The organism is Microbacterium sp. Leaf320 (assembly GCF_001423485.1).
GTDB lineage: Bacteria > Actinomycetota > Actinomycetes > Actinomycetales > Microbacteriaceae > Microbacterium.
In genome coordinates this window covers 697510-720136 of record NZ_LMOD01000001.1, presented here as the reverse complement: position 1 = coordinate 720136, position 22627 = coordinate 697510, and the positions used below count along the sequence as shown (strand labels likewise).

Annotated in this window: 26 protein-coding genes, 1 tRNA gene and 1 other RNA gene; 11 read left to right on the top strand and 17 right to left on the bottom strand. The window is 67.6% G+C overall.

The window, feature by feature from the left end; translation table 11 throughout:
* Position 1: 1 nt before the first annotated feature.
* From otsB to ASF63_RS03375, 3 genes are read right to left on the bottom strand one after another with little or no spacing between them, the layout of a single operon-like run.
* Entirely contained in the window at positions 2 to 799 is a 798-nt protein-coding gene (otsB, locus tag ASF63_RS03385; RefSeq protein ID WP_082477800.1) for a trehalose-phosphatase, read from the bottom strand.
* Positions 800 to 846: 47 nt separating this feature from the next.
* Positions 847 to 2256 carry an alpha,alpha-trehalose-phosphate synthase (UDP-forming) gene (locus ASF63_RS03380; RefSeq protein ID WP_056509564.1) on the bottom strand — a complete coding sequence of 470 codons (1410 nt, stop codon included), beginning with the start codon at positions 2254 to 2256 and terminating at the stop codon, positions 847 to 849.
* Between the two features lie 51 nt (positions 2257 to 2307).
* Positions 2308 to 3582 (bottom strand): MFS transporter, encoded by a 1275-nt coding sequence (locus ASF63_RS03375; protein ID WP_056509558.1) that lies wholly within the window; start codon positions 3580 to 3582, stop codon positions 2308 to 2310.
* A 278-nt stretch (positions 3583 to 3860) separates the two neighbouring features.
* Here ASF63_RS03375 and ASF63_RS03370 point away from each other — a divergent pair, with 278 nt between their 5' ends.
* Positions 3861 to 4139 (top strand): hypothetical protein, encoded by a 279-nt coding sequence (locus ASF63_RS03370; protein WP_056509547.1) that lies wholly within the window; start codon positions 3861 to 3863, stop codon positions 4137 to 4139.
* A gap of 13 nt (positions 4140 to 4152) precedes the next feature.
* Here the strand turns inward: ASF63_RS03370 and ASF63_RS03365 are convergent, their stop codons facing one another.
* The 3 genes from ASF63_RS03365 to ASF63_RS03355 form a co-directional block, all read right to left on the bottom strand.
* Positions 4153 to 5355: an acetyl-CoA C-acetyltransferase gene (locus ASF63_RS03365; RefSeq protein ID WP_056509545.1), complete on the bottom strand. Its 1203-nt coding sequence runs from the start codon at positions 5353 to 5355 to the stop codon at positions 4153 to 4155.
* Positions 5356 to 5426: 71 nt separating this feature from the next.
* Complete coding sequence (locus ASF63_RS03360; RefSeq protein WP_200933960.1) at positions 5427 to 6077, bottom strand: CoA transferase subunit B; 651 nt, start codon at positions 6075 to 6077, stop codon at positions 5427 to 5429.
* 1 nt (position 6078) lies between these two features.
* Positions 6079 to 6852, bottom strand: coding sequence for a CoA transferase subunit A (locus ASF63_RS03355; RefSeq protein ID WP_056509543.1), 774 nt, complete (start codon positions 6850 to 6852; stop codon positions 6079 to 6081).
* A 105-nt stretch (positions 6853 to 6957) separates the two neighbouring features.
* On the opposite strand from ASF63_RS03355, the gene ASF63_RS03350 reads away from it, so the two are divergent.
* Genes ASF63_RS03350 through ASF63_RS03335 form a run of 4 tightly spaced genes read left to right on the top strand, consistent with a single transcriptional unit; the run spans position 6958 to position 9958 of the window.
* Positions 6958 to 7746 carry an IclR family transcriptional regulator gene (locus ASF63_RS03350; protein WP_056509540.1) on the top strand — a complete coding sequence of 263 codons (789 nt, stop codon included), beginning with the start codon at positions 6958 to 6960 and terminating at the stop codon, positions 7744 to 7746.
* Positions 7747 to 7789: 43 nt separating this feature from the next.
* Positions 7790 to 8227 (top strand): MarR family winged helix-turn-helix transcriptional regulator, encoded by a 438-nt coding sequence (locus ASF63_RS03345; protein ID WP_082477799.1) that lies wholly within the window; start codon positions 7790 to 7792, stop codon positions 8225 to 8227.
* Positions 8224 to 9450 (top strand): MFS transporter, encoded by a 1227-nt coding sequence (locus ASF63_RS03340; RefSeq protein ID WP_056509534.1) that lies wholly within the window; start codon positions 8224 to 8226, stop codon positions 9448 to 9450. Before ASF63_RS03345 ends, ASF63_RS03340 begins: the two co-directional genes overlap by 4 nt.
* 34 nt (positions 9451 to 9484) lie before the next feature.
* On the top strand, positions 9485 to 9958 hold the full coding sequence (locus tag ASF63_RS03335; RefSeq protein WP_056509530.1) for a YbaK/EbsC family protein: 474 nt from the start codon (positions 9485 to 9487) through the stop codon (positions 9956 to 9958).
* A gap of 5 nt (positions 9959 to 9963) precedes the next feature.
* On the opposite strand, the gene ASF63_RS03330 is transcribed toward ASF63_RS03335, so the two are convergent.
* On the bottom strand, positions 9964 to 10344 hold the full coding sequence (locus ASF63_RS03330) for a hypothetical protein (RefSeq protein ID WP_157534218.1): 381 nt from the start codon (positions 10342 to 10344) through the stop codon (positions 9964 to 9966).
* A 226-nt stretch (positions 10345 to 10570) separates the two neighbouring features.
* Between ASF63_RS03330 and ASF63_RS03325 the strand changes: the two genes are divergently transcribed.
* Positions 10571 to 10894, top strand: a complete 324-nt coding sequence (locus ASF63_RS03325) for a hypothetical protein (protein WP_056509524.1) — start codon at positions 10571 to 10573, stop codon at positions 10892 to 10894.
* An 89-nt stretch (positions 10895 to 10983) separates the two neighbouring features.
* Here ASF63_RS03325 and ASF63_RS03320 read toward each other — a convergent pair.
* Positions 10984 to 11056, bottom strand: a tRNA-Lys gene (locus tag ASF63_RS03320).
* A 148-nt stretch (positions 11057 to 11204) separates the two neighbouring features.
* On the opposite strand from ASF63_RS03320, the gene hisN reads away from it, so the two are divergent.
* Together hisN and ASF63_RS03310 are read left to right on the top strand one after the other, a co-directional pair.
* Positions 11205 to 12002 carry a histidinol-phosphatase gene (gene hisN / locus ASF63_RS03315; protein WP_056509520.1) on the top strand — a complete coding sequence of 266 codons (798 nt, stop codon included), beginning with the start codon at positions 11205 to 11207 and terminating at the stop codon, positions 12000 to 12002.
* A gap of 13 nt (positions 12003 to 12015) precedes the next feature.
* Positions 12016 to 12582 (top strand): hypothetical protein, encoded by a 567-nt coding sequence (locus ASF63_RS03310; RefSeq protein WP_056509519.1) that lies wholly within the window; start codon positions 12016 to 12018, stop codon positions 12580 to 12582.
* A 51-nt stretch (positions 12583 to 12633) separates the two neighbouring features.
* Here the strand turns inward: ASF63_RS03310 and ASF63_RS03305 are convergent, their stop codons facing one another.
* Entirely contained in the window at positions 12634 to 12948 is a 315-nt protein-coding gene (locus ASF63_RS03305; RefSeq protein ID WP_056308076.1) for a hypothetical protein, read from the bottom strand.
* Between the two features lie 86 nt (positions 12949 to 13034).
* On the opposite strand from ASF63_RS03305, the gene ASF63_RS03300 reads away from it, so the two are divergent.
* On the top strand, positions 13035 to 13889 hold the full coding sequence (locus ASF63_RS03300) for a hypothetical protein (protein ID WP_056509515.1): 855 nt from the start codon (positions 13035 to 13037) through the stop codon (positions 13887 to 13889).
* Positions 13890 to 13981: 92 nt separating this feature from the next.
* Here ASF63_RS03300 and ssrA read toward each other — a convergent pair.
* Positions 13982 to 14351, bottom strand: a transfer-messenger RNA (tmRNA) gene (ssrA, locus tag ASF63_RS18745).
* Between the two features lie 142 nt (positions 14352 to 14493).
* Here ssrA and ASF63_RS03295 point away from each other — a divergent pair.
* Positions 14494 to 15162 carry an SIMPL domain-containing protein gene (locus tag ASF63_RS03295; RefSeq protein WP_056509512.1) on the top strand — a complete coding sequence of 223 codons (669 nt, stop codon included), beginning with the start codon at positions 14494 to 14496 and terminating at the stop codon, positions 15160 to 15162.
* Between the two features lie 6 nt (positions 15163 to 15168).
* Here ASF63_RS03295 and hflX read toward each other — a convergent pair whose 3' ends face one another.
* Positions 15169 to 16680, bottom strand: a complete 1512-nt coding sequence (gene hflX, locus ASF63_RS03290; protein ID WP_056509510.1) for a GTPase HflX — start codon at positions 16678 to 16680, stop codon at positions 15169 to 15171.
* A gap of 68 nt (positions 16681 to 16748) precedes the next feature.
* Between hflX and ASF63_RS03285 the strand changes: the two genes are divergently transcribed.
* Entirely contained in the window at positions 16749 to 17390 is a 642-nt protein-coding gene (locus tag ASF63_RS03285) for a class I SAM-dependent methyltransferase (protein WP_056509507.1), read from the top strand.
* A gap of 18 nt (positions 17391 to 17408) precedes the next feature.
* On the opposite strand, the gene ASF63_RS03280 is transcribed toward ASF63_RS03285, so the two are convergent.
* The 6 genes from ASF63_RS03280 to miaB all read right to left on the bottom strand — a co-directional run bounded on the left by ASF63_RS03280 (position 17409) and on the right by miaB (position 22547).
* Entirely contained in the window at positions 17409 to 18089 is a 681-nt protein-coding gene (locus tag ASF63_RS03280; RefSeq protein ID WP_056509505.1) for an HAD family hydrolase, read from the bottom strand.
* Complete coding sequence (dapF, locus tag ASF63_RS03275; RefSeq protein ID WP_056509501.1) at positions 18089 to 18961, bottom strand: diaminopimelate epimerase; 873 nt, start codon at positions 18959 to 18961, stop codon at positions 18089 to 18091. The genes ASF63_RS03280 and dapF overlap by 1 nt, the downstream gene beginning before the upstream one ends.
* A gap of 22 nt (positions 18962 to 18983) precedes the next feature.
* Positions 18984 to 19427 carry a GNAT family acetyltransferase gene (locus ASF63_RS03270; RefSeq protein ID WP_056509499.1) on the bottom strand — a complete coding sequence of 148 codons (444 nt, stop codon included), beginning with the start codon at positions 19425 to 19427 and terminating at the stop codon, positions 18984 to 18986.
* Between the two features lie 27 nt (positions 19428 to 19454).
* The gene (locus tag ASF63_RS03265) at positions 19455 to 19982 is read right to left on the bottom strand and encodes a dihydrofolate reductase family protein (RefSeq protein WP_056509496.1); all 528 of its coding nucleotides are present in this window, start codon (positions 19980 to 19982) and stop codon (positions 19455 to 19457) included.
* Positions 19983 to 20046: 64 nt separating this feature from the next.
* The gene (gene miaA, locus ASF63_RS03260) at positions 20047 to 20985 is read right to left on the bottom strand and encodes a tRNA (adenosine(37)-N6)-dimethylallyltransferase MiaA (protein WP_056509494.1); all 939 of its coding nucleotides are present in this window, start codon (positions 20983 to 20985) and stop codon (positions 20047 to 20049) included.
* A gap of 14 nt (positions 20986 to 20999) precedes the next feature.
* On the bottom strand, positions 21000 to 22547 hold the full coding sequence (miaB, locus tag ASF63_RS03255; RefSeq protein WP_056509492.1) for a tRNA (N6-isopentenyl adenosine(37)-C2)-methylthiotransferase MiaB: 1548 nt from the start codon (positions 22545 to 22547) through the stop codon (positions 21000 to 21002).
* Between the last annotated feature and the right edge of the window lie 80 nt (positions 22548 to 22627).

Below are 22627 nucleotides of genomic sequence, written 5' to 3'. Positions count from 1 at the left end.
TCTATTCCCGCTGAGAGGTGCGCTCGTCCGCGAGTGCCTCCAGAAGCTGAGCCATCTGTTGTGGATTCTCAACACGGAGCACGGCGGCGCTCTCCCCCGGGCCCACCCGCACGCCGAGATCGCCGTCGGTGAGCACCCGCATCGCGTCCTCGTCCGTGACGTCGTCCCCCGCGAACAGGATGCCGGTGGCGTCGAAATGCTCACGGAGCGCCGCCATCGCGGCATCCTTGCCCTCGTTCCTCGACGAGAACTCGAGCACGCGGTGGCCTGCACGTCGGCGCCAGTGCGGGAAGCGTTCGGCGACGAGAGCGTCGATCTCGGCGAAGACCTCCTTCTCGACCTCGCGCGTGGCCGTGCGCGTGTGCACGCCCATCCCGAACGTCTTGGGCTCGAACTCCGCACCCTCGTGTCGGTCGATGATCGGTCGCGCCGCCGCCCACAGCTCCTCGCGGTCGCCCTCGGCCGTGTCGGGTCCGGTGGCGTCCGAGTCGCCGATTCCGGGGTACCAGTACTGGGCGCCGTGCGAACCCGCCAGAGCGATCGGCGAATCGTCCGTGTGCTCGGTGATCACGCGGAGGTCGTGCATGCTTCGTCCGGAGACGTACGCGACGACCGTGTCGGGAAGACCTGCGAGCCGTGCGACCTGAACCGCCACCTCGGGCAGAGCCCGAGCGGCCATGGGATCCGGAACGAGCGGAGATGCCGTGCCGTCGAAGTCGAGGGCGACGACCAGTCTCGGGGTCGCGGCGATGGCGCTCAGCGCCGCGTCAGCGGATCCGGGGGTCCAGGTGCGGGTCACAGGGGTCTCCAATCGAGGCGGGGTCCCTCCCAGTATGACCGCCCCGATCAGCGCTTGCGGACCTCGTCGAGGGCGCGGAGGAACGACGACGACCACGCGTTGACGTCGTTCTCGAGCACCCGACGCCGCAGCGACCGCATGCGCTTGCCCTGCTCCGCGGGCGGCATCGCGACCGCCGTCATTATCGCGTCCTTGAGCCCGGCGATGTCATGCGGATTCACCCGCACCGCCTGGCGCAACTCGTCCGCGGCACCTGTGAACTCGCTCAGCACGAGCACTCCGCGGTTGTCGGCGCGGGTGGCGACGTACTCCTTCGCGACGAGGTTCATGCCGTCTCGGAGCGCCGTGACGAGCATGACGTCCGCGGCGAGGTACAGCGCGACCATCTCCTCGCGCGGGTATCCCTGGTGCAGGTACCGGATCGCCGTGTGGCCCATGGTGTCGTGGTCGCCGTTGATGCGCCCGACCGCGAGCTCGATCTCGTCCCGGAGGTGCACATAGGCGTCCACACGCTCGCGGCTCGGGCTCGCGACCTGCACGAACGTGACATCCTCGACGCTCAGCTGACCGTCTTCGAGAAGCTCGCCGTATGCCTTGATGCGGTGCCGGATGCCCTTGGTGTAATCGAGCCGGTCGACGCCCAGGAGGATCTTCTTCGGGTTGCCCAGGCTCGCCCTGATCTCGGCGGCCCGCGCTCGCACGTCTGGCCTGGCCGCGAGTTCGAGGTAGGGAGCCGTGTCGATCGAGATCGGAAACGCGCGGGCCACGGCGGTGCGTGTGCCGCCGTCGTCGGTCGGGATCGTGACGGCAGAGCCCTTGACGTCATGACGCAGGCGACGGCGCACGGCAGTCAGGAAGTACGTGGCGTCCTGTGCACGCTGGAATCCGATGACGTCGGCGCCGAGGAGTCCTCGGAGCACCTGATCGCGCCAGGGCAGCTGCGCGTACAGTCCGTGGGCGGGGAAAGGGATGTGGTGGAAATAGCCGATCGTCACGTCGGATCGCAGCTCACGGATCATCTGCGGGACAAGCTGCAGCTGGTAGTCGTGCACCCAGACCGTGCCGTTCGGAGCAGCGACCGCCGCGGCCGCCTCGGCGAAGCGCCGGTTCACCTTGACGTACGCCTCCCACCACTCGCGGTGATACTGAGGGGGCGCGATCACATCGTGGTAGAGCGGCCAGATCGTGTCGTTGGCGAAGCCCTCGTAGTAGTCCTCGACCTCGTCCGCGCTCAGCGGCACCGGCACCAGGTCGATGCCGTTGATCTCGAACGGCTCGAGCTCGACGTCCGGCTGACCGGGCCACCCCACCCAGGCACCACGCGCGCTGCGCATCATGGGCTCGAGAGCCGCGACCAGTCCGCCGGGCGAGGTCCGCCACTCCTCTTCCCCGTCAGGCCCCACGACGCGGTCGACGGGGAGTCGATTGGCGACGACGACGAATTCTGCGTCTGACATGGGTGGGTGCTCCTGACGCTGCAGTGGTGGTGCTCCTCAGACTGCTGAGGCTCAGTCCGAGGCTACGCGACGTCCGGGCATGCTCAGTCGCCAGTTGACAAGCCCCGCGGCGAACGCTATCGCCGCGGCGATGATCGGGAGGATCAGCGCGCTTCCGGTGCCGACGTTCTCGGCGAGCTCACCCGCCACCGCCGCTCCGAGCGACTGGCCGACGACGATGCCGGAACCGAGCATCGTCATGACGGTGGCGGAGCGCCCGAGCGGGCTGCGGGCCGCACCGAAGCTGTACTGGGTGACCAGCGTCGGTCCGATGCCGATGCCCATGATGGCCAGCGCCACCATCATCATCGCCGGAGAGTCGACGAACAGGAGCAGCACGCTTCCGGAGAGCAGGATGCCGGAGAACACCAGCCACCTCGCACGCAGCGAGAAACGCACGGGAAGCCACGCGACGCCGAGCGCGAGGATCGCCGAGCCCACGCCCATGACCCCGTAGAGGAGCCCCGCCTGCTCCGGTGCGCCGCGGTCGGCCATGAAGGACGTCAGAGAGGTGAGCATCGTGCCGAAGAACATGCCCACACCGAGGATGCCGATGACGACGACGATGACCTTCGGAGTGAACAGCTCGGAGACGGATGACGGTGCGCGACCGTCGCTGCCTCGGTGCACGGACACCGCCCGTGCGCTCGGGTGCAGGGCGAACGCCCCGACGAAGACCACGGTGAGGACCGCGGCACCCACGAGCGGTGCCCAGGGTGAGAGAGCCGATGCCAGGATGCCCACGATGAAGGGCCCGAAGACGAACACGGTCTCATCCGCCGCCGACTCGTAGGCCATCGTGCCCGAGAGAGTGCGGCTCCGCACGGCCTCGGGCATCCGGTCGGTGATCATCGTCACGAGCCGGGATCGCGACATCGGTGCGACCTGCGGCGCCGTGGCACCGATGCCGAAGGCGGCGACGAGGACGAGCAGGTCCGCGGCACCCGCGTAGACGACGGCGGTGAACAGCACGAGCATCGCACCGTTGGCGATCGCGAGGATCAGCAGAACCATGCGCTGTCCGAAGCGGTCGGCCGCTGCACCCAGCAGCGGCCCGAAGCACGCCGTCCCGAGGCCGACGGCGGCGGAGGTGAGCCCGCCGAGCGAGAGCGAGCCTCGCGCCGAGACGACGACCGTGAGGACGCCGACGACCATCATCGCGAACGGCAGCCGCGCGATGAAGGCGATGAGGAAATACGGAAGCCCCGCGATGCGGAGGAGACCAGGCCCCTCCGGCGTCGGGATGGAGGAGTGGTGCTCTGGTGTGGGAGTCGTTGCGTGCGTCATGGCTCTCGCGCGCCCAGGGGACGCGGGGTCGGGTGCCGCCGCTGTCCGCCGGAATGCCGGCGGCCGGTAGATACACGGATTGCGGCCGCGGACCAGCCGCGACATGTCCATGGTACCGCGCCGGCGAAGACGGCGCCTGGGTGCACGGGAGTCGTCGACATGACGGGACCGGACGCACGTGCGCTACGGCTGTCGTTCACCGCTTGCGCCCCTGACAGAATCGACGCCGCGTTGTCAAGGCTGGGCGCGGCATGGCCGACGCCAGGTAGCGTGAAGGCATGAACTACCTCTCGGGTACCGGACTCCTCGGCGCGATCATGACCGGCGTCACCCTGCTCCGCGGCTCCGGCGAGACGAAGATCACGTGGCGATCCGCCCTCGCGTGGGTGAGCTGGGGCATCAGCCTCGCCCTCGCCATCGGCGCCGTCATCGACACGCGACGCGCCAGGCAGGGACGCCCCGTGTCGCCCGATTCTCCCGTCTACGCGAAGCAGCAGAGGGCATACGAGAAGGAAGCGAAGAAGAACCCGCGCGATTTCACGCCCACGAAGCGCTGACGCTGAGCGCCGCTCAGCGGGTGAGGATCAGCGCCTCCCCCTGACCGCCGCCGCCGCACAGGCCGACAGCCGCCGTACCCGCACCGCGTCGCGCGAGCTCGTGCGCCACGTGCACGACAAGGCGGGTGCCGGACGCGCCGATCGGGTGTCCGATCGCGATACCCCCGCCGTGGATGTTGACGACCTCGCTCGACAGCCCCAGCTCGAGCTGCGACCGCGCCACGACAGCGCCGAAGGCCTCGTTGATCTCGACCAGGTCGAGGTCCGACGGCGAGATCCCCTGCTTCTCGCAGGCCTTCTCGATGGCACGCGCCGGCTGCGCCTGCAACGAGTTGTCCGGCCCCGCGGTCTGCCCGCTCGCACCGATGGTCACGAGCACCGGCCAGCCCTTGGCCTCCGCCACCGCGCGGGTCGTGACGACGACTGCTGATGCACCGTCGGAGATCTGCGAGGAGTTGCCTGCGGTGATCGACCCTCCCTCGGCGAACGCCGCCCGAAGGCCGCCCAGCGATTCGACGGTCGTGTCGGGACGGATGCCCTCGTCTGCCGATACCCGGATGTCCTCGCCCCGACGCTGAGGCACCGAGATCTCGATGATCTCATCGCCGAACACCCCGGCCTTCTGCGCTGCGGCCGCTCGCTGATGGGAGAGCGCGGCGACAGCATCCTGCGCCTCGCGCGTCAGCTCGTAGCGGGAGTTGTGTCGCTCGGTGGACGCCCCCATGCTCTCTCGGTCGTACGCATCGGTGAGACCGTCGTACGCCATGTGGTCGAGCACCTCTACGCTGCCGTACGTCCAGCCGTCGCGAGAGCCCATCAGCAGATGAGGGGCGCGGGTCATGGATTCCATCCCCGCCGCGACGACGACCTCGGCGTCGCCCGTGCGGATCATCCGGGACGCATCGATGATCGCGGTGAGCCCCGAGAGGCAGACCTTGTTCACCGAGTGCGCTGGCACGTCCCATCCGATACCCGCACCGATCGCGGCCTGCCGCGCGGCGTTCTGACCTGACCCCGCGGCGAGCACCTGACCGACGATCACCGCGTCGACGTCGGACGGGTCGACGGCCCCCTGCTCGAGCGCGCCGCGAATCGCGAACGCCCCGAGCTGCGGCGCCGTGAAGCTCGCCAGCTGGCCCTTCAGCCGCCCCTGCGGAGTGCGGGCTGCCGCGACGATGACGACATCCTCGCGGTCGGTGTGATCGTGTGCGGTCATCGCTGTCCTTCTGTCCTGTCGTTCATGCGCCCTGTCGTTCATGCGCCCTGTCTTTCAATGCGCCCTGTCATTCATGCCGTGCGCAGCGCATCGGAGATGATGAGCGGCGGTTCGGTCGCTGCAACGACCTGCTCCACGGTGACTCCCGGCGCCAGTTCGGCGAGCACGACCCCTTCCTGTGTGACGTCGATCACCGCAAGGTCGGTGATGATCCGGTCAACGACTCCCCGCCCGGTGAGCGGCAGCGAGCAGTCCCGGACGATCTTCGCCGATCCGTCCTTCGCGACGTGCTCCATGAGCACGATCACGCGGCCCGCGCCGTGCACGAGATCCATCGCTCCGCCCGGGCCCTTCACCATCTTTCCAGGGATCATCCAGTTCGCGAGGTCACCCCCCGCCGACACCTGCATCGCTCCGAGGATCGCGGCGTCGATCTTGCCGCCGCGGATCATCCCGAAGCTCAGCGCCGAGTCGAAGAACGCCGCGCCGGGAAGGACGGTCACCGTCTCCTTGCCCGCGTTGATGAGGTCGGGGTCCACCGATTCCTCGTGCGGATACGGACCGACGCCCAATATCCCGTTCTCCGACTGCAGCACGACGGTGACCCCCTGCGGCACATGATTCGGCACGAGAGTCGGCAGTCCGATGCCGAGGTTGACGTACGAGCCGTCCCGAAGCTCGGCCGCTGCACGGGCGGCCATCTCGTCACGCGTGAGCGCCATGTCAGGCTCCTTCCGCGGCGACCGTGCGCCGTTCGATGCGCTTGGCGATGTCGCCGCCGACCTCGACGATCCGATGAACGAAGACGCCGGGCAGATGGACGCGATCGGGGTCGAGCTCCCCGGGCTCGACCAGTTGCTCGACCTGAGCGATGCAGATCCGCCCGGCCATCGCGGCGAGCGGATTGAAGTTGCGTGCGGCCTTGTTGAAGATCAGGTTGCCGTGCCTGTCGCCGACGAGGGCGTGCACGAGGGCGAAGTCGGTGCTGATCGCCTCTTCGAGCACGTATTCACGCGGCTCTCCCGCGACTTCGAAGCTGCGCACGTTCTTGGGAGCGGACGCCACGGCCACCGTGCCGTCCGGGTTGTACCGGCGGGGCAGCCCGCCCTCGGCGACCTGGGTCCCCACTCCGGTCTGCGTGTAGAACGCGGCGATCCCGGATCCTCCCGCTCGGAGTTTCTCGGCAAGCGTCCCCTGGGGCGTCAGCTCGAGCTCGAGCTCACCCGACAGGAACTGGCGTTCGAACTCCTTGTTCTCACCGACGTAGGACGACGTCATCTTGCGGATGCGCTGAGCGGCCAGCAGAACGCCCAGTCCCCAGTCGTCGACACCGCAGTTGTTGCTCACGACGCTGAGGTCTCTCGTGCCTTTGGCGAGCAGGGCCTCGATCAGGGCGATCGGATTGCCGGAGAGCCCGAAGCCACCCACCGCGAGCGACGAGCCGTCCTCGATGTCCGCGACGGCCTCTGATGCCGATGCCCACTGCTTGTCGATCACGCGTGCTCCTTCGAAGACGTGCCTGAGTCCAGCATCCGCCCGCGGGCATGCTCACCGGAAGGCGGCTCTTGCGATGTGGACGCTTCACGACGTAGCGTCCACATTATGGAATCCGCTTCGCGCAGCGTCCCCGGCGCCCAGGCCATCGCACGGGCCGCCTCGCTCCTGAGGCTGGTCACCGCGAGCGGCCCTGACGGCGCGTCGTTGCAGGACCTCGCCCGCTCTGCGGATCTGACGCGATCGACGGCCCATCGACTCCTGTCAGCGCTGCGTGCCGAGGGCCTCGTGGACCGCGATGCCGAGAGCACGAGGTGGATGCCCGGGCCTGAGCTGTTCCTCATGGGCTCCGTCGCCGCAGCGCGCTATGACGTGACGGCACTGGCTCGCGACATCGTGCGGTCACTCGCGGTCAAGACGGAGGAGAGCGCCTTCCTCTCGGTGCGGCGCGCGGATGAGACCGTCTGCCTGCTGCGTGAGGAGGGGTCCTTCCCGATCCGCTCCTTCGTCCTGAGTGAAGGCGTGCGCTTCCCCCTGGGCGTCGCCAGCGCCGGGCTCGCCATCCTGTCTTTCCTTCCTGACCACGATGTGGACGCGTATCTGGAGAGACATCCCGACCTCGAGACCACCTGGGGGCGTCCGCACGGAGAGCGGCCGCTTCGCGCGAGGATCGCCGAGACGAAGGAACGCGGGTACGCCGTCAACCCCGGGCTGATCGTCGAGGGCAGCTGGGGCCTCGGCGCCGCAGTGTTCGACCGGTCCGGCCGACCCGAATGGGCCCTGAGCCTGACGGGTGTCGGCTTCCGATTCGGCCCCGATCGGATCACCGATCTGGGGCGCACACTGCTTGCTCACGCGCACCAGCTCTCCGCGCGTATCGCAGGCTCACGGCGTTGACCCCACACCCCCTTTACATACCATTGGGTATATACTCGATGGTATGCAACGCCAGGATGTCATCCCCTCGCTCGTTCTCTCCGGGTACGCCCTGGGCCGAATAGCCGCCAAGGATGCCGGGAATGACGCACCGGCCGCTCAATGGCGGGTGCTGAACCTGCTCGAGCAGTCCGGCCCGAAACGCGTGGGCGAGCTCGCGGCCGCGGCGCGGACGACCCAACCGGGAATGACCCGACTGATCGGCACCCTGGAGCGCGAGGGCCTCGTGCTGCGCTCCCCCGTCGCCGAGGATTCCCGGGCGATCGCCGTGGCGATCACGTCGATGGGCTCGGACGCGCTCAAGGCCTGGCGTGCGGAGTTCCGCGACATCCTGACCCCTCGCTTCGCCGGCCTCGACGACGACGAGTGGGGCATCCTCACCCGCGCCGCGGAGATCCTCGCAGCGCACACCGAAACCGACTCGACAGGAGCATCAGAGTGAGCACCACCACCACCTCAGTGTGGAAGCAGCCAGCACAGGTATGGGCGGTCGCCTTCGCGTGCGTCGTCGCGTTCATGGGCATCGGCCTGGTGGATCCGATTCTGCCCGCCATCGCCGAGTCGCTCCAGGCGAGCCCGTTCGAGACGGAGCTGCTGTTCACGAGCTACCTCGCGGTGACAGGACTCGCGATGCTCGTGACCAGTTGGATCTCGTCTCGTATCGGCGCGAAGAAGACGCTCCTGATCGGGCTCGCGCTCATCGTGGTCTTCGCCCTCTTCTGCGCGCTCAGCGGCAGCGTCGATGCGGTCATCGGCTTCCGCGCCGGCTGGGGCCTCGGCAACGCGCTGTTCATCTCCACGGCGCTCGCGACCATCGTGGGTGCGGCATCGGGCGGCAGCTCCGCGGCGATCATCCTCTACGAAGCCGCCCTGGGCCTCGGTATCGCGATCGGACCACTCCTCGGCGGGCTTCTGGGCGAGCAGAGCTGGCGTGCGCCGTTCTTCGGAGTCGTGGTGCTGATGGCGATCGCCTTCCTGGCCGTTCTCGTCCTCCTCCGTGGTCCCGGCGAGAAGCGCACCCCCGTCCCGTTCTCGGCACCCTTCAAGGCTCTCGGCCGCCCCGCGCTGGCGATCCTCGCCGTCGCCGCGTTCTTCTACAACATCGGGTTCTTCATCCTGCTCGCCTTCTCACCGTTCCCGCTCGGCTTCGGCGCGATGGGCATCGGCTTCACCTTCTTCGGGTGGGGCCTGGCGCTCGCGATCACCAGCGTGTGGGTGGCTCCCCTGTTGATGCGCCGGATGTCGCGTACCAGCGTCATCCTCACTGTCCTGCCCCTCCTCGCGATCGATCTGGTCGTCGCGGGGTTCCTGGTCGAATCCGCTACCGCACTCGTCGTGTGCATCGTCATCGGCGGACTGCTCCTCGGCGTCATGAACACCGTGCTCACCGAAGCGGTGATGGAGGCGACCGACCTGCCGCGTTCGGTTGCATCCTCCGCATACTCCTCGGTGAGGTTCCTCGGCGGCGCGATCGCCCCGCCGCTCGCCGCAGCCCTCTGGCACGCGTTCAACGCCACGATCCCCTACGTCGTCGCCGCGGTCGCGGTCCTCATCGCCGCCCTCACCGTCTTCCTTGGCCGCAGGATCCTCTCGCACATCGACGACGAGCCCGAAGATGCGACGGTCGAGGACGCCGAGGCGATCCTGCTCGGCGACGCCGCCTGATCCGCGAGTCTGCTGCGTTCGGTACCGTGGGCCCATGAGCGCCCTCCCCGAACGCAGCAGACTCGTCCAGCAGCACCTCCGAGAGGCGGGCGTCGAGTCGGAGATCCGCGTCCTCCCGGACTCCGCTCGCACCGCCGCCGAAGCCGCAGCCGCCATCCGATGCGACGTCGCAGCGATCGCGAACAGCCTCGTGTTCGTCGCGGATGGAACCCCCGTGCTCGTCATGACGAGCGGCGGCCACCGGGTCGACCTCGAGGTCCTCGCCCGGAGCGTCGGCGCAGACGCCATCGGGATGGCACCGGCATCCGTCGTCCGCGAGGCGACGGGGCAGGCGATCGGCGGCGTCGCACCGGTCGGGCACCCTGCGCGGCTGCGCACCTACATCGACGACGCGCTCAGTGAACACCCGGAGATCTGGGCGGCCGCGGGCCACCCGCATACGGTGATGCCGCTCACCTTCGAGAGCCTGAAAGTGCTCACCGACGGCGAGGTCATCGCCGTCGCCTGAGCGCGTCACTTGACCGTGACGGTGATCTCCGCGGTCTCCTGATCGCTCACGTCCTCGGGAACCGAGCCCCGGAACTGGTACTCGAACTGGATCACCGTCGTGCCATCGCCGACCGGCGCGAAGCGATAGGACAGCTCGCTCGGAGCGCCGGCCTCGCCCTCCTCACCGAGGTAACGGGAGCGTTCGTCTCCGGGCCCGAGCACCTCCGGGTCGGGCTCCTGGGTGATGATCCATTCGTCGCCGACGGTGTGATTCACCTCGCCGAAATCGACGACGAGCGCCTCCCCGGGAGCCAGCGTCACGGAGGACGTCGTGTGGTCGACGGTCTTCTCCACCACCGTGGAACAGCCGCTGAGCCCCAGCCCGAAGACCGCCGTGACAGCCACGACGGCGCACCTCGCCACCAGTATCCGCATCGCCATCCCCTTAGCGTTTGCATCAAACTAGCGCACGGGACGCGATCAGGGCAGTAGCACCGCAGACGCGAAAAAGCCCCGATGACTGGCGAGAGTCATCGAGGCTGATCCGTGCACCCCCTCGGACTTGAACCGAGAACCCAACGCATGACGTGCGTGCGAGAATCGCCCAACGCGAAACCGGTGGAGGCGGCAGATGAACGTTTGGCGGCGGGGGTGGGCTGCGACCGGCCTACTACTCGGCGGTGCAGCCATAATCCTGGGTGGCACCGTGCTCGCCGTCATCATGGGGTCTCAGATCGTCGGCATGGGGATGCAGGTGCTCTCGGCGTGGTTGAGCTATGTACCGATCTTGGCCGAACCGAATCCGAGGCAGATCCCGGCGTATGACTTCTTCCGGCCGGTGCTTGCTCTTCTCGGCGGCTTCGCCGCCTTCTTACTCGGCTGGGTGATCATAGTCAGGGGTGTGTCGCTCGCTTGGCCTACTCGATTCGACCGTTCCCCGCAGGATTCACCCTGACGGCGGCCCGGGCGGCATCGTTACCCACCGATCCTGAAAAGCGAAAAAGCCCCGTAAACACTGGCGAGAGTGTCTACAGGGCTGATCCGTGCACCCCCTCGGACTTGAACCGAGAACCCACTGATTAAGAGTCAGTTGCTCTGCCGATTGAGCTAGAGGTGCGTGGCCCGGTGAATCCCCCGGCCGAGGAATTACATTACCAGCCGATTGCCGCCGTGCGAAATCGAGGCGGGTACATCGCGTCGTCCGCGCGTGTCGCCCTGAGTCCGCCCCTCTCTGAGGCCGCCATTCGGCCGGTTATCCTAAGAGAGTGACCGCCTCCCCCAGCGCCGACGACCTCTCTCGCGACCTCGAGCTCGCCCTCCGGCTGGCCGACGCCGCCGACGCACAGTCGTTGCCGCGATTCGACAGCCCCGACCTCGAGATCTCGACCAAGGCTGACCGCTCGCACGTGACCGACGCCGACCTCGCGACGGAGCGGGCGATCCGCGAGATCCTCGCGTCGGAGCGCCCGGATGACGGGATCTTCGGGGAGGAGTTCGGCGCACAGGGAAGCACGCATCGTCAGTGGATCATCGACCCGATCGACGGCACGGCGAACTTCCTCCGCGGCGTCCCCCTCTGGGGCACCATGATCGCGCTCGCGGTCGACGGCGTCCCGCAGGTCGGAGTCGTCAGCATGCCGGCGCTCGGCCGGCGCTGGTGGGCAGCCGCAGGATCCGGCGCATGGACGGCGACGGATGCCGAGCCCCGCCGCATCCACGCATCCTCGGTGTCGTCTCTCGATGACGCGAGCGTGAGCTTCCAGAGCATCGCGCAGTGGGCGGAGTCCGGCCACCTCGATCAGCTGCTGAAGCTCGCCGACCGCGTCTGGCGGGACCGCGCATACGGAGACATCTACGCGTACATGCTGCTCGCAGAGGGACGCATCGACATGGTCGCGGAGTTCGGCGTCAAGGAGTACGACGTCGCAGCGGCCGTGCCGATCGTGCGCGAGGCCGGAGGCCGCATGACCGGGTTCGACGGCACCGAGACGATCTCGGATTTGTCGACACTCGCCAGCAACGGCGTCCTCCACGACGCCTTCCTCGAGCTTCTCCACGATTGACGAAGGCACCGCGATGATCACACGCACGACCTCCGCCGCATTCGGCGCGCTGCTTCTGGCAGTGGCGCTCACCTCCTGCGCCGGCGCACCTGACGCAGAGGCGACCCCGACTCCGAAGGCTCCGAAGCCGTCCCCCACTGCGACCACTGAGCCGGTCGCGACGCAGTCTCCGGAGACCACGACGGAGCCGACATGCGACACGATCGTGTCCGCCGGCACCGTGCAGGCGCTCACGGACGCCGGGTGGACGTTCGAGGAGAAGGAGTTCGTGATCGGCGACGTCACGCTCTCCGACGGATTGCTCTGCTTCTGGGCGGACTACACGGTCGCCTCCGACCACGGTCAGCTCTACGGATGGTCCGAGATCTCCGCCGACGACGCGACGCAGGCGCAGTCATCGCTCCTCTCGCAGGGGTGGACACGCGAGGACGGCTCCGACGGCGTCTACATCACAGAGAACCCGCAGTTCTCCATGGGGACCGACGAAGACGGCTACGGCATGACGTACCTCTTCGGAGACGGCTGGGTGAAGTTCGCCGACACCCGTCAGGGGCTCATCCTCATCGAGTGGGCCGGCTGACGCTGCGCACCCCTCCCGGGGCGCTCGGTCCTCGCTTGGCTCCGCGAGCGATCACTGCGTCGGCGCGTCGATGACCTCGTCGACCAGAAGGATGCCACCCGTCGAGTTCACGGACTGCATGAGATCCTCGATCCATCGCGCGTTCAGCTGAGGCTGCTCCGGCTCGTCGAACGTGAATCGGAGCGGGATGGACGGGTGGATCCAGATCGTGGAGCGCCCGCCGGGCTCGCCCTCGGGGTGACGCCAGGACAGCGTGAAGCTCTCCTGCCTGCGGAGCTTCGTCGCGATGACGATCTTCAGGTGCGCGAGCGCGCGGTCCTCGATATGGATCGGAACATCGGATGCTCCGTAGAACAGCGTGGCCATCCGCCCAGAATACTGGTTGCCGCGGGCTGCGCCGAGTAGACCTCGCACGCCTGAGGCCTGGATTGCCGCGGTGTATCGTCTCTCGCATGGAGCCCTCCCTCGCCGACATCGCCGTCGAGCTCTACGTCGGGGCTCCTGCAGACTTCGTGGCCGCACGCAACGCTCGAGCCGCCGAAACCGCCGACGCTGCCTTGGCTGCTCGGATCCGCGCCCTGAAGAAGCCCTCAGTGGCCGCATGGGTGGTCAATGTGTTCGCGCACGAGCGCGCCGCCCAGCTGGGCGAGGCGCTGCAGCTCGCGGATGAACTGCGAGAGGCACAGGACGATCGGGATGCCCGGGCGCTCTCCCAGCTCGGCCGTGACCGTCGTGCACTGACGAACAGGCTCGCGACTGCTGCCACCGAGCTCGCCGAAGCACGCGGCGAGCGAATCACGGCTTCCACACGGGAGGCAGTCCAGCAGACCATCACCGCCGCGTTCTTCGACCGGGCGGCCGCGGCCGCCGTCGCCTCCGGGCGACTCGTCCGCGAACTGGAACCCTCGGCCGCCTTCGCCGAGATCGCGGACAGCCTCGTCGGCGGTGGTGCAGCTGTCCTGCCCGAGACCACGGCCAGACCTGTCGACGAGGTCAAAGCGCGCCGTGATCGTCGCGATGCCGAACGAGCCGTGCGCGATGCAGACAGAGCGCATGAGCGCGCCGTACGCGACGCCGCGGCGGCGGACCGCGCTCTGCGCGTCGCCTCGCTGCGGATAGAAGAGCTGGACCGGCGCGAGCGCGACCTGGAGGCCGAGTTGACGACCGTCCGGAACGACGCGAAGCGCGCTCGCGCCGAGGTCCAGCACGCCGGCGAGGAGCAGCAGGAACTCGCTCAGCGGATCGGTGACACCGATGCTGTGCTGCAGGCCGCACAGGCGGCTCTGGATGACCTCGGCCGCTCCTGAGCCGAGCCACCATCGCAGCGGCCGGACACAGAAGAACCCCGAGGTAGTCACATGGCGTGCCGACCTCGGGGTTCTCTCTCGTGACAGCGACCTGGTGGAGCTGGGGGGAATCGAACCCCCGTCCAACGCTGAGTCTCCACGCCTTCTCCGGGCGCAGTCTGTGCAGACGTTCTACTCGGCTCCGACCTTTGTCACAGACACCTAAGTCGACAAGCCCAGCCTGGGAGGAGTCCCACGTGACGTCCAGACGCCATCACGCAGCAAGATTCCTAGATGACGCCAGGATCCGTATCGGAATCACATACGGCCTGACGGACTATCGGGCTCGCTTATGCAGCGAGGGCGAAGTCGTTGCGCTTGGTTTCGGCAACTATTTTTTTGCAGAGAGCGTTTACGAGATAACTCTGCATCCTCGGCCCGCTTCTCGTGGATTCACAGGCGCTGTCGAAACCGATCAGCCCCGTGGTCCTTCTCTCGAAGGAGCCGCTGTCACTCTGTGGAATTTCCAACCCGGGAACCGGAGTACCCGAGCATCACAGACTACAACGTTCGTCGCGGCTTCGCCATTCCGCTCGCGCGCTGGGCGCTGGCGTAGAGTCGCCCCATGAGCGAAGTCACCGTCACCGTCCGCGGCGAGCACGAGGCGCGGGTCGCGCCGGAGCGCGCCACCATCCGTGTGAGCGTCCGCGCCGAGGGGCCGGAACGTGCCTCTGTGGTCGACCGGGTGATGAGACTGGCCGAACCTGTCCGCGACAGCATCACCACGCGTAAAGAGGCCGGAACCGTCGTCGAGTGGACGAGCAAGCGCCTCTCGGTTCGCGCCGAGCGGCCATGGAACAACGAGGGCAAGAGGCTCGCCCCGGTGTATTACGCGAGCATCGACCTGACCGCGACTTTCGCCGAGGCATCAGAGCTCTCCATCTGGGTGTCGGATGTGTCCCCCTGGGACGGTGTCGAGGTCGGCTGGGTGAACTGGCACCTCACCCCTGAGACGAACTCCCGGATCGAGGGCGAGGTCGCCGCCGAGGCGGTCGGGGTGGCCGTCGCGCGAGCTCAGGCGTACGCGACCGCCCTCGGACTCGGTGACGTCATGCCGATCGAGATCGCGGATGTCGGACTCATCGCCCCGACGCCCGCGCCACCGTTCACAGGCATGGCGAAGGCGCGCGGATCCGCGCTCGCCTCCGCCGATGCCGGGAGCGCATCGATGGAGTACGAGCCGGACGAGATCGTCATCTCCGCCACCGTCGAGGCACGATTCCTCGCGCGCTGAGCCGACTCAGGCGTGCGCTGTGTAGGGAGCGAGGTCGGCCGCCAGACGCTCGGACACCCGAGCATGCACGGCGGTGCCGTTCTCCTGGTGCTCCACCGACAGCAGCATCCCGGTCTCGTGGATGGCGGCGACGAGATCGCCGCGATCGTAAGGGACGACCGCGTGCACCTCGACGGCAGGCTTCGGAAGAGCCTCCTCGATGGCTGCTCGGAGCTCTTCGACACCCTCGCCTGATCGCGACGAGACGAAGTGCGCCTTCGGCTCGAGTCCGCGCAGCACGAGTCGTTCGCTGTCGTCGATGAGGTCGGCCTTGTTGAACACGACCAGTTCAGGCATGTCCCGCACACCCACGTCACCCATCACGTCGCGTACGGTCTGCAGCTGACCGGCGGGGTCCGGGTGCGCGCCGTCGACCACGTGCAGCACGACATCGGCGTCGCCGACCTCTTCGAGGGTCGACCGGAAAGCCTCGACGAGCTGATGCGGGAGGTTGCGCACGAACCCGACCGTGTCCGTGAGGGTGTAGACGCGGCCGTCCGAGGTCTCGGAACGGCGTACGGTCGCGTCGAGCGTCGCGAACAGAGCATTCTCGACAAGCACACCCGCACTCGTGAGCGCGTTGAGCAGACTCGACTTGCCCGCGTTCGTGTAACCGGCGATCGCGACGGACGGGATCGTGTTGCGCTTGCGTTCGGCGCGCTTCGCCTCTCGCGCGGGACCGAAGTCGCGGATCTGGCGACGCAGCAGCGCCATCTTGGTGCGGATGCGGCGACGGTCGAGCTCGATCTTCGTCTCACCGGGACCACGTGAGCCCATACCGGCTCCGCCGGCACCGACCTGGCCACCGGCCTGCCGGCTCATCGAGTCGCCCCAGCCGCGCAGGCGCGGGAGCAGATACTCAAGCTGCGCGAGCTCGACCTGTGCCTTGCCCTCACGGCTCTTGGCGTGCTGGCTGAAGATGTCGAGGATCACCGTGGTCCGGTCGATGACCTTGACCTTGACGACGTCCTCGAGGGCGCGCCTCTGGCTGGGCGCGAGTTCGGTGTCGGCGATCACCGTATCGGCGCCCGTGGCGGCGACGATGTCCTTGAGTTCTTGAGCCTTGCCGCGTCCGATGTAAGTCGCGGCATCCGGGTGCGGGCGACGCTGCAGCACGCCGTCGAGCACGACGGCTCCCGCGGTCTCGGCGAGAGCGGCGAGCTCCCGGAGCGAGTTCTCGGCATCCTCCTGAGCACCCTGCGGGTACACGCCGACGAGCACCACGTTCTCGAGCCGCAGCTGTCGGTACTCGACCTCGGTGACGTCTTCGAGCTCGGTCGAGAGACCGCCCACGCGCCGCAGCGCATGACGATCCTCGAGGTCCCATTGGTCGCCGTCCGACGACGCGTGAGACGCCGTCGATCGATCCTGCAGCGCCTGCGCGTCACCGAAGACACGCGCTTCGGTGCGCTTCTCCGCATTCGCGAGCACGCGATCGACTGCTTCGTCACCGGTGGAGTGTGTGGTGGTCTCCGTCATCCGTCCCTGATCTCTGGGTTTTGTTGCGAGCCTTAACCTTAGCCCGCGCTGTCCGCTACGCTCACGGTATGGGGTCCGACCATTACTTCACCGCGGCCCCGGCAAGCCCCGAGAACCTGCGATCGATCCATGTGACGCTCGCAGGCCGTGAGCTGGACGTCACCACCGCTGGTGGCGTCTTCAGCCCGGATCGGCTGGATGCCGGTACTGCCGTCCTTCTCGCAAACATGCCTCCCGTTCCGCCGGGAGGTCATCTTCTCGACCTCGGAAGCGGGTGGGGGCCGATCACGCTGTCGATGGCACTCGCTGCTCCCCATGCGACAGTGTGGGCCGTGGATGTGAACGAACGAGCACTCGACCTGGTTCGCCGCAATGCCTCAGCTCTCGGTCTCACCAACGTCAACGCATCCCTGCCTCAGGATGTTCCCGCCGACGTGACGTTCCGATCGATACGCTCGAACCCGCCGATCCGTGTGGGCAAGAACGAGCTGCACGGACTGCTCGAGAAGTGGATCCCCCGACTCGATGAGCGCAGCGACGCCTGGCTCGTCGTGCAGCGCAATCTCGGCGCGGATTCACTCCAGCGATGGATCGGCGCGACGTTCCACCCCGGATTCAGCATTCACCGGACTGCGACGGCCAAGGGATACCGGGTGCTGAAGGTCCGCAAGCACGGCACCCCTCCGACCGAGCCCATCACGCTCGTCTGACCGACTGCGGGGTTCTGCTCACCGGCGCATCAGCGTCGGCAGCTCGATCATGTCCGTGAACACGGTCGCTCCTCCTCGCTCCAACCAGTCGACCGGAGTGAGCCCGCCGGCGTAGCCGAAGACCCGCATCCCCGCAGCGCACGCGGCCTCGACTCCGAAGCGGCTGTCCTCGACCACCGCGCATCGTTTCGGTACGACACCGAGCTGCTCGGCCGCATGCAGGAAGAGGTCCGGAGCGGGCTTGCCGTTCTGGACGTCGTCTGCGCTGAAGATCCGACCTTCGAAACGCGGGAGGAGTCCCGTCAATCCCAGCGTCCGTCGGATCTTCGCATGCGTCCCGCTCGATGCGACGCACTTCGCGACCGGGATCTCATCGAGCGCGGCCTCGACTCCCGGCACCGCCGTCAGATCGCGCTCGAAGGCGTCGTCGTACCAGGGCTGGTAGGGCGTCTCCCAGTCGTCCCGAAGCGGCTGGCCGAGGTATGCCTCGACCTCAGCGCGGAAATGCTCGGACGAGCGTCCTACGAAGCGGTGCAGGATCTGCTCTCGCGACAATGACCACCCGAGATCGGCGAGAACCCGACGGTCGATCTCGACCGAGAGCCTCTCGCTGTCGACGAGAACTCCGTCACAGTCGAAGATGACCAGTTCGATCGGCTCGATCGGCTCGATCGGCTCGATCGGCTCGATCGACCGCATCAGATCAGGTCCACCTCGCCGCTGAACACGAGCTGAGCGGGCGCTGACAGCGCGACGTGCTCGCCGTCCTCCGCCGGGAACATACGCACCCCGAGAGTGCCGCCCGGCACCTCGACGCGCCAGTTGTGAGGGGCCTTCTCCCCCGCCCAATGGCGAACGGCGAGAGCCGTGGCCGCGACACCCGTGCCACAGCTGAGCGTCTCTCCGACACCGCGTTCGGACACGCGCATGCTGACGTGACCGATCCCATCGCGCACGAGCGGCTCGCCGGGGACGACGAACTCGACGTTGGCTCCTGCAGGAAGCACCGGTTCGAGCGCCGGCGCGCGGTGCAGCTCCAGCGAGGCCAATTCGGCTTCTGACGCGAGAGCGACCACGACGTGCGGGTTGCCGACGTCGATGCCCAGCCCGGGGCGCGTGACCGGAAGGCCGTCGGCCGTGACCAGGGGGTCGTCGCCGGAGAGCTTCCACAGGCCGAGATCGACCTGGTATCCCGTCTCACTGCGCGTCACGTCACGCACTCCGGCGCGGGTGCCGATCGGAAGCGTCGATCCGGGTTCGATGGTGGCGAGGCCGGACCGCACCAGGTAATGCGCGAACACGCGGATCCCATTGCCGCACATCTCGGCGATCGACCCGTCGGCGTTCCGGTAGTCCATGAACCATTCGGCGTCAGGTTCCTCAGCGAGCACCGCCTGGCCGTCGGCGATCGCGGCGGAGCGCACGACGCGGAGGATGCCGTCTGCCCCGATGCCGAAGTGTCGGTCGCACAGCACGGCGACCTGCTCAGCGCTCAGGTCGAGAGCGCCGTCGGGGTCGGCGATGATGACGAAATCGTTGCCCGTGCCGTGTCCTTTGGTGAATGCGACCATTCGACCAGTCTAGGGATCCTGGCTATGCGTCGACGATCAGCCGCTTTCCCGTGTTCGAGACCGAGAACCGCTCGTACCCGAGGGCGTCGTAGAGACCCAGCACTGTGTCGTTGCCCTCGCGGACCATGAGCTGCACCTTCGGGCACCCCAGCGCGAGAAGAAGTCGCTCGGCCTCTCCGACGAGCGCGCGGGCGATCCCCTGGTGCCGGTGCGATGTCGCGGTCGCGAGGTAGTAGAGCCACCCGCGATGGCCGTCGTATCCGGCCATGACGGACCCCAGGATCGTCGGCTCGTCCTTGCCTGACGCAAAATCTTCGACCACGAGGAAGAGCTCGGGCTGCACCGTGAGCTTGCGCTCGATGTCGAGTCGCGGGTCGTTCCACGGACGGGTGAGCCCCGCCTCGTCCCACAGTGCGACCACCGATTCCGTGTCGGCGCGATCGAACGCCCGTACCGCCCAATTCATGCCTGTAATTCTAGGATCGATGCCGCATCAGCCACGCACCACGCGATACCGCCCGCACATGAAATTGCGGTTGCGCGCGACGTCGACGAGCTCTAGATCGAGACTCCTCGGGAGGAGCGGAGCCCCGGATCCGAGTGTGACCGGCGCGTACTGCACCCATACCTCGTCGAGCAGGCCCGCGTCGGCGAACTGTCCTGCCAGGTCTCCTCCCCCGACGACCCAGAGGTCTTTGCCGCCCGCCGCGTCGAGCATCTCGGCGTGAACGTCGGCCACGTCGCCCCGCGCGATGCGGATCGCGGCCCCCTCGGGCACATCGAGATCTCGGTGCGTGAATACCCAGGTGGGTTGCGTGTACCCCCAACGCCCGTCTTCGTGTCGCATCACCCACTCGTAGGTCGACGCACCCATCGCGAGAGCGCCGATCGTCTTCTCGAAGGCGGCGTAGGCCATCGGTCCGTCCTGGTCGATGTCCTGTTTCAGAAGCCAGTCGAGAGAATGCTGCTCGGTCGCGATGAAGCCGTCGAGGCTGCTTGCCGTGTAGAAGTGAGTGGCCATGCGCTCACCTTCGCATGAACCACCGACATCGAGTACTGGTTGCGGACGTGGCGGCGCACGCACATCACGGTGCGAGGAGCGCGGCGGCGTCGACAGGCGGTTCGTGCCAGTTCAGCCCGGGGTAGCGCTTGAACCACGACACCTGGCGGCGGGCGTACCGGCGCGTGAGTGCCTGCGTCTCCTCTATCGCCTCAGTCCGGGTCAGTCGCCCGTCGAGCTGACCGAGAGCCTGGGCATATCCGATCGCCCGCGCAGCCGTCGCACCACGTTCGAGCCCATGCTCACGCAGCGTGCGCACCTCGTCGACGAGTCCTGTCTCCCACATGGCGTCGACTCTGGCGTCGAGACGATCGACCAGGGTACCGCGCTCCACCTGCAGGCCGATCAGTCGTGTGTCGCTCTGCCAGAGAGAAGGTTGCTCGGGCAGCGCTGCACCGTGTGTCGCACTCCCCTGTTCGAGGACTTCGAGCGCGCGGATGACGCGCCGACCGTTCCGAGGATCCACCTTCGAGGCAGCCGCGGGGTCGAGGGCGCTGAGCCGCTCGAGCAGCGCACCGACTCCGTCGGCCTCGAGCTCACGCTCGAGGCGCTCGCGGATGACCGGGTCGCGCGGGGGGAAGTTGAAGTCGAAGACGACGCTGGACACGTACAGACCCGAGCCACCGACGAGGATCGCATCCCCACCGCGTTCCTGGATGTCCGTGACAGCGGCGCGGGCGAGCGGCTGATACCAGGCCACCGCGGCGTCCTGGTCGACCTCGCGGACGTCGAAGAGGTGGTGCGGAATCCCCCTGCGGTCGCCGGGCGCGAGCTTCGCCGTTCCGATGTCCATGCCTCGGTAGAGCTGCATCGCGTCCGCGTTCACGACCTCCGCGGGATTGCCTCGCTCGCGGAGGCACTCGGCGAGGTCGAGAGCGAGGTCGCTCTTGCCGGTTCCCGTCGCGCCGACGATAGCCCACAGTCGCGGCGATCGTGGACCTCCGCGCGACTCAGGATCGCTCATGCCAGGAGCTGAGATCACACGCCGACGCGAAGCGTCGGCAGGCCGAGGGAGACCGCACGGGGGCCATCTGCGGCGCTCGGGGCGGGAACGGCGCACGAGTCCGCCTGAGCTCGATCCCAGGCATCTCCTCCTCGGGTGCGGCGGATCCGCAGGGGCGCTCCGGTCGGATCATCCGCGAGAAGGTGGAAGGGTGCGGCATGGGTGATCGTCACCGAGACCACGTCGCCCGGGCGCGGCACCGCCGAGCCTGCAGTGATCTCGAAATGGACCAGTCGGTTGTCCTCGCCACGACCGGTGAGGCGGTGGGTCTCGGCATCCTTCTTACCCTCGCCCGTGGAGACCAGAACCTCGACCTCGCGGCCCACCTGCTTCTGGTTCTCTTCGAGGGAGATCCGCTCCTGCAGCGCGATGAGGCGGTTGTAACGCTCCTGCACGACGGCCTTGGGGACCTGGTCATCCATCGTCGCCGCCGGGGTGCCCTCGCGGATCGAGTATTGGAACGTGAATGCGCTCGAGAAGCGCGCCTGCTCGACGACGCGCATCGTGTCCTCGAAGTCCTCGTCGGTCTCGCCAGGGAACCCGACGATGATGTCCGTGGTGATGGCGGCATTCGGGATGCGGTCGCGCACCCGGTCGAGGATCCCGAGGAACTTCTCGCTCCGGTAGGAACGGCGCATCGCTTTGAGGATTCTGTCGCTGCCGGACTGCAGGGGCATGTGCAGCTGAGGCATGACGTTCGAGGTTTCAGCCATCGCGTCGATCACGTCGTCCGTGAAGGCCGCGGGGTGCGGGCTCGTGAAGCGGACGCGCTCCAGTCCCTCGATCTCGCCTGCAGCCCGCAGCAGCTTGCCGAACGCCTGACGGTCGCCGAACTCGACGCCGTAGGAGTTGACGTTCTGTCCGAGCAGTGTGACCTCGATCGCGCCATCTTCGACGAGCAGGCGGATCTCGTTCAGGATGTCACCGGGGCGGCGATCCTTCTCCTTGCCTCGGAGGCTGGGGACGATGCAGAAGGTACAGGTGTTGTTGCACCCGACTGAGATGGAGACCCAGCCGCTGTGGGCGGAGTCGCGCTTGGTCGGGAGGGTCGATGGGAACACCTCGAGCGATTCCAGGATCTCGAGCTCCGCATCGCCGTTATGACGCGCGCGCTCGAGGAGTCCCGGGAGGGAACCCATGTTGTGAGTGCCGAAGACGACATCGACCCAGGGCGCCTTGTCGAGCACGGCCTGCTTGTCCATCTGGGCGAGGCATCCGCCGACGGCGATCTGCATGCCGTCCTTGCGGCGCTTCACCCCTGCGAGCTGCCCGAGGGTGCCGTAGAGCTTTCCCGCGGCGTTGTCACGCACCGCACACGTGTTGATGATCACGACATCGGCCTCCGTGCCCTCGGAGGCGCGGACATACCCCGCGCTCTCGAGAGAGCCCGACAGTCGCTCAGAGTCGTGGACGTTCATCTGGCATCCGAAGGTGCGCACCTCGTACGAGCGGCTGCGTCCGTCGGCGTCGATTGCTGCCGACGACGAACGGATGATCGTCGGCTCACTGCGCGGGATAGTCATGATGCCACCATTCTACGAGCGCATCCGAACACCGTCCGCGGGTGGCCGATGTGTCGCAGAGATCGATGGTCAGGCGGATC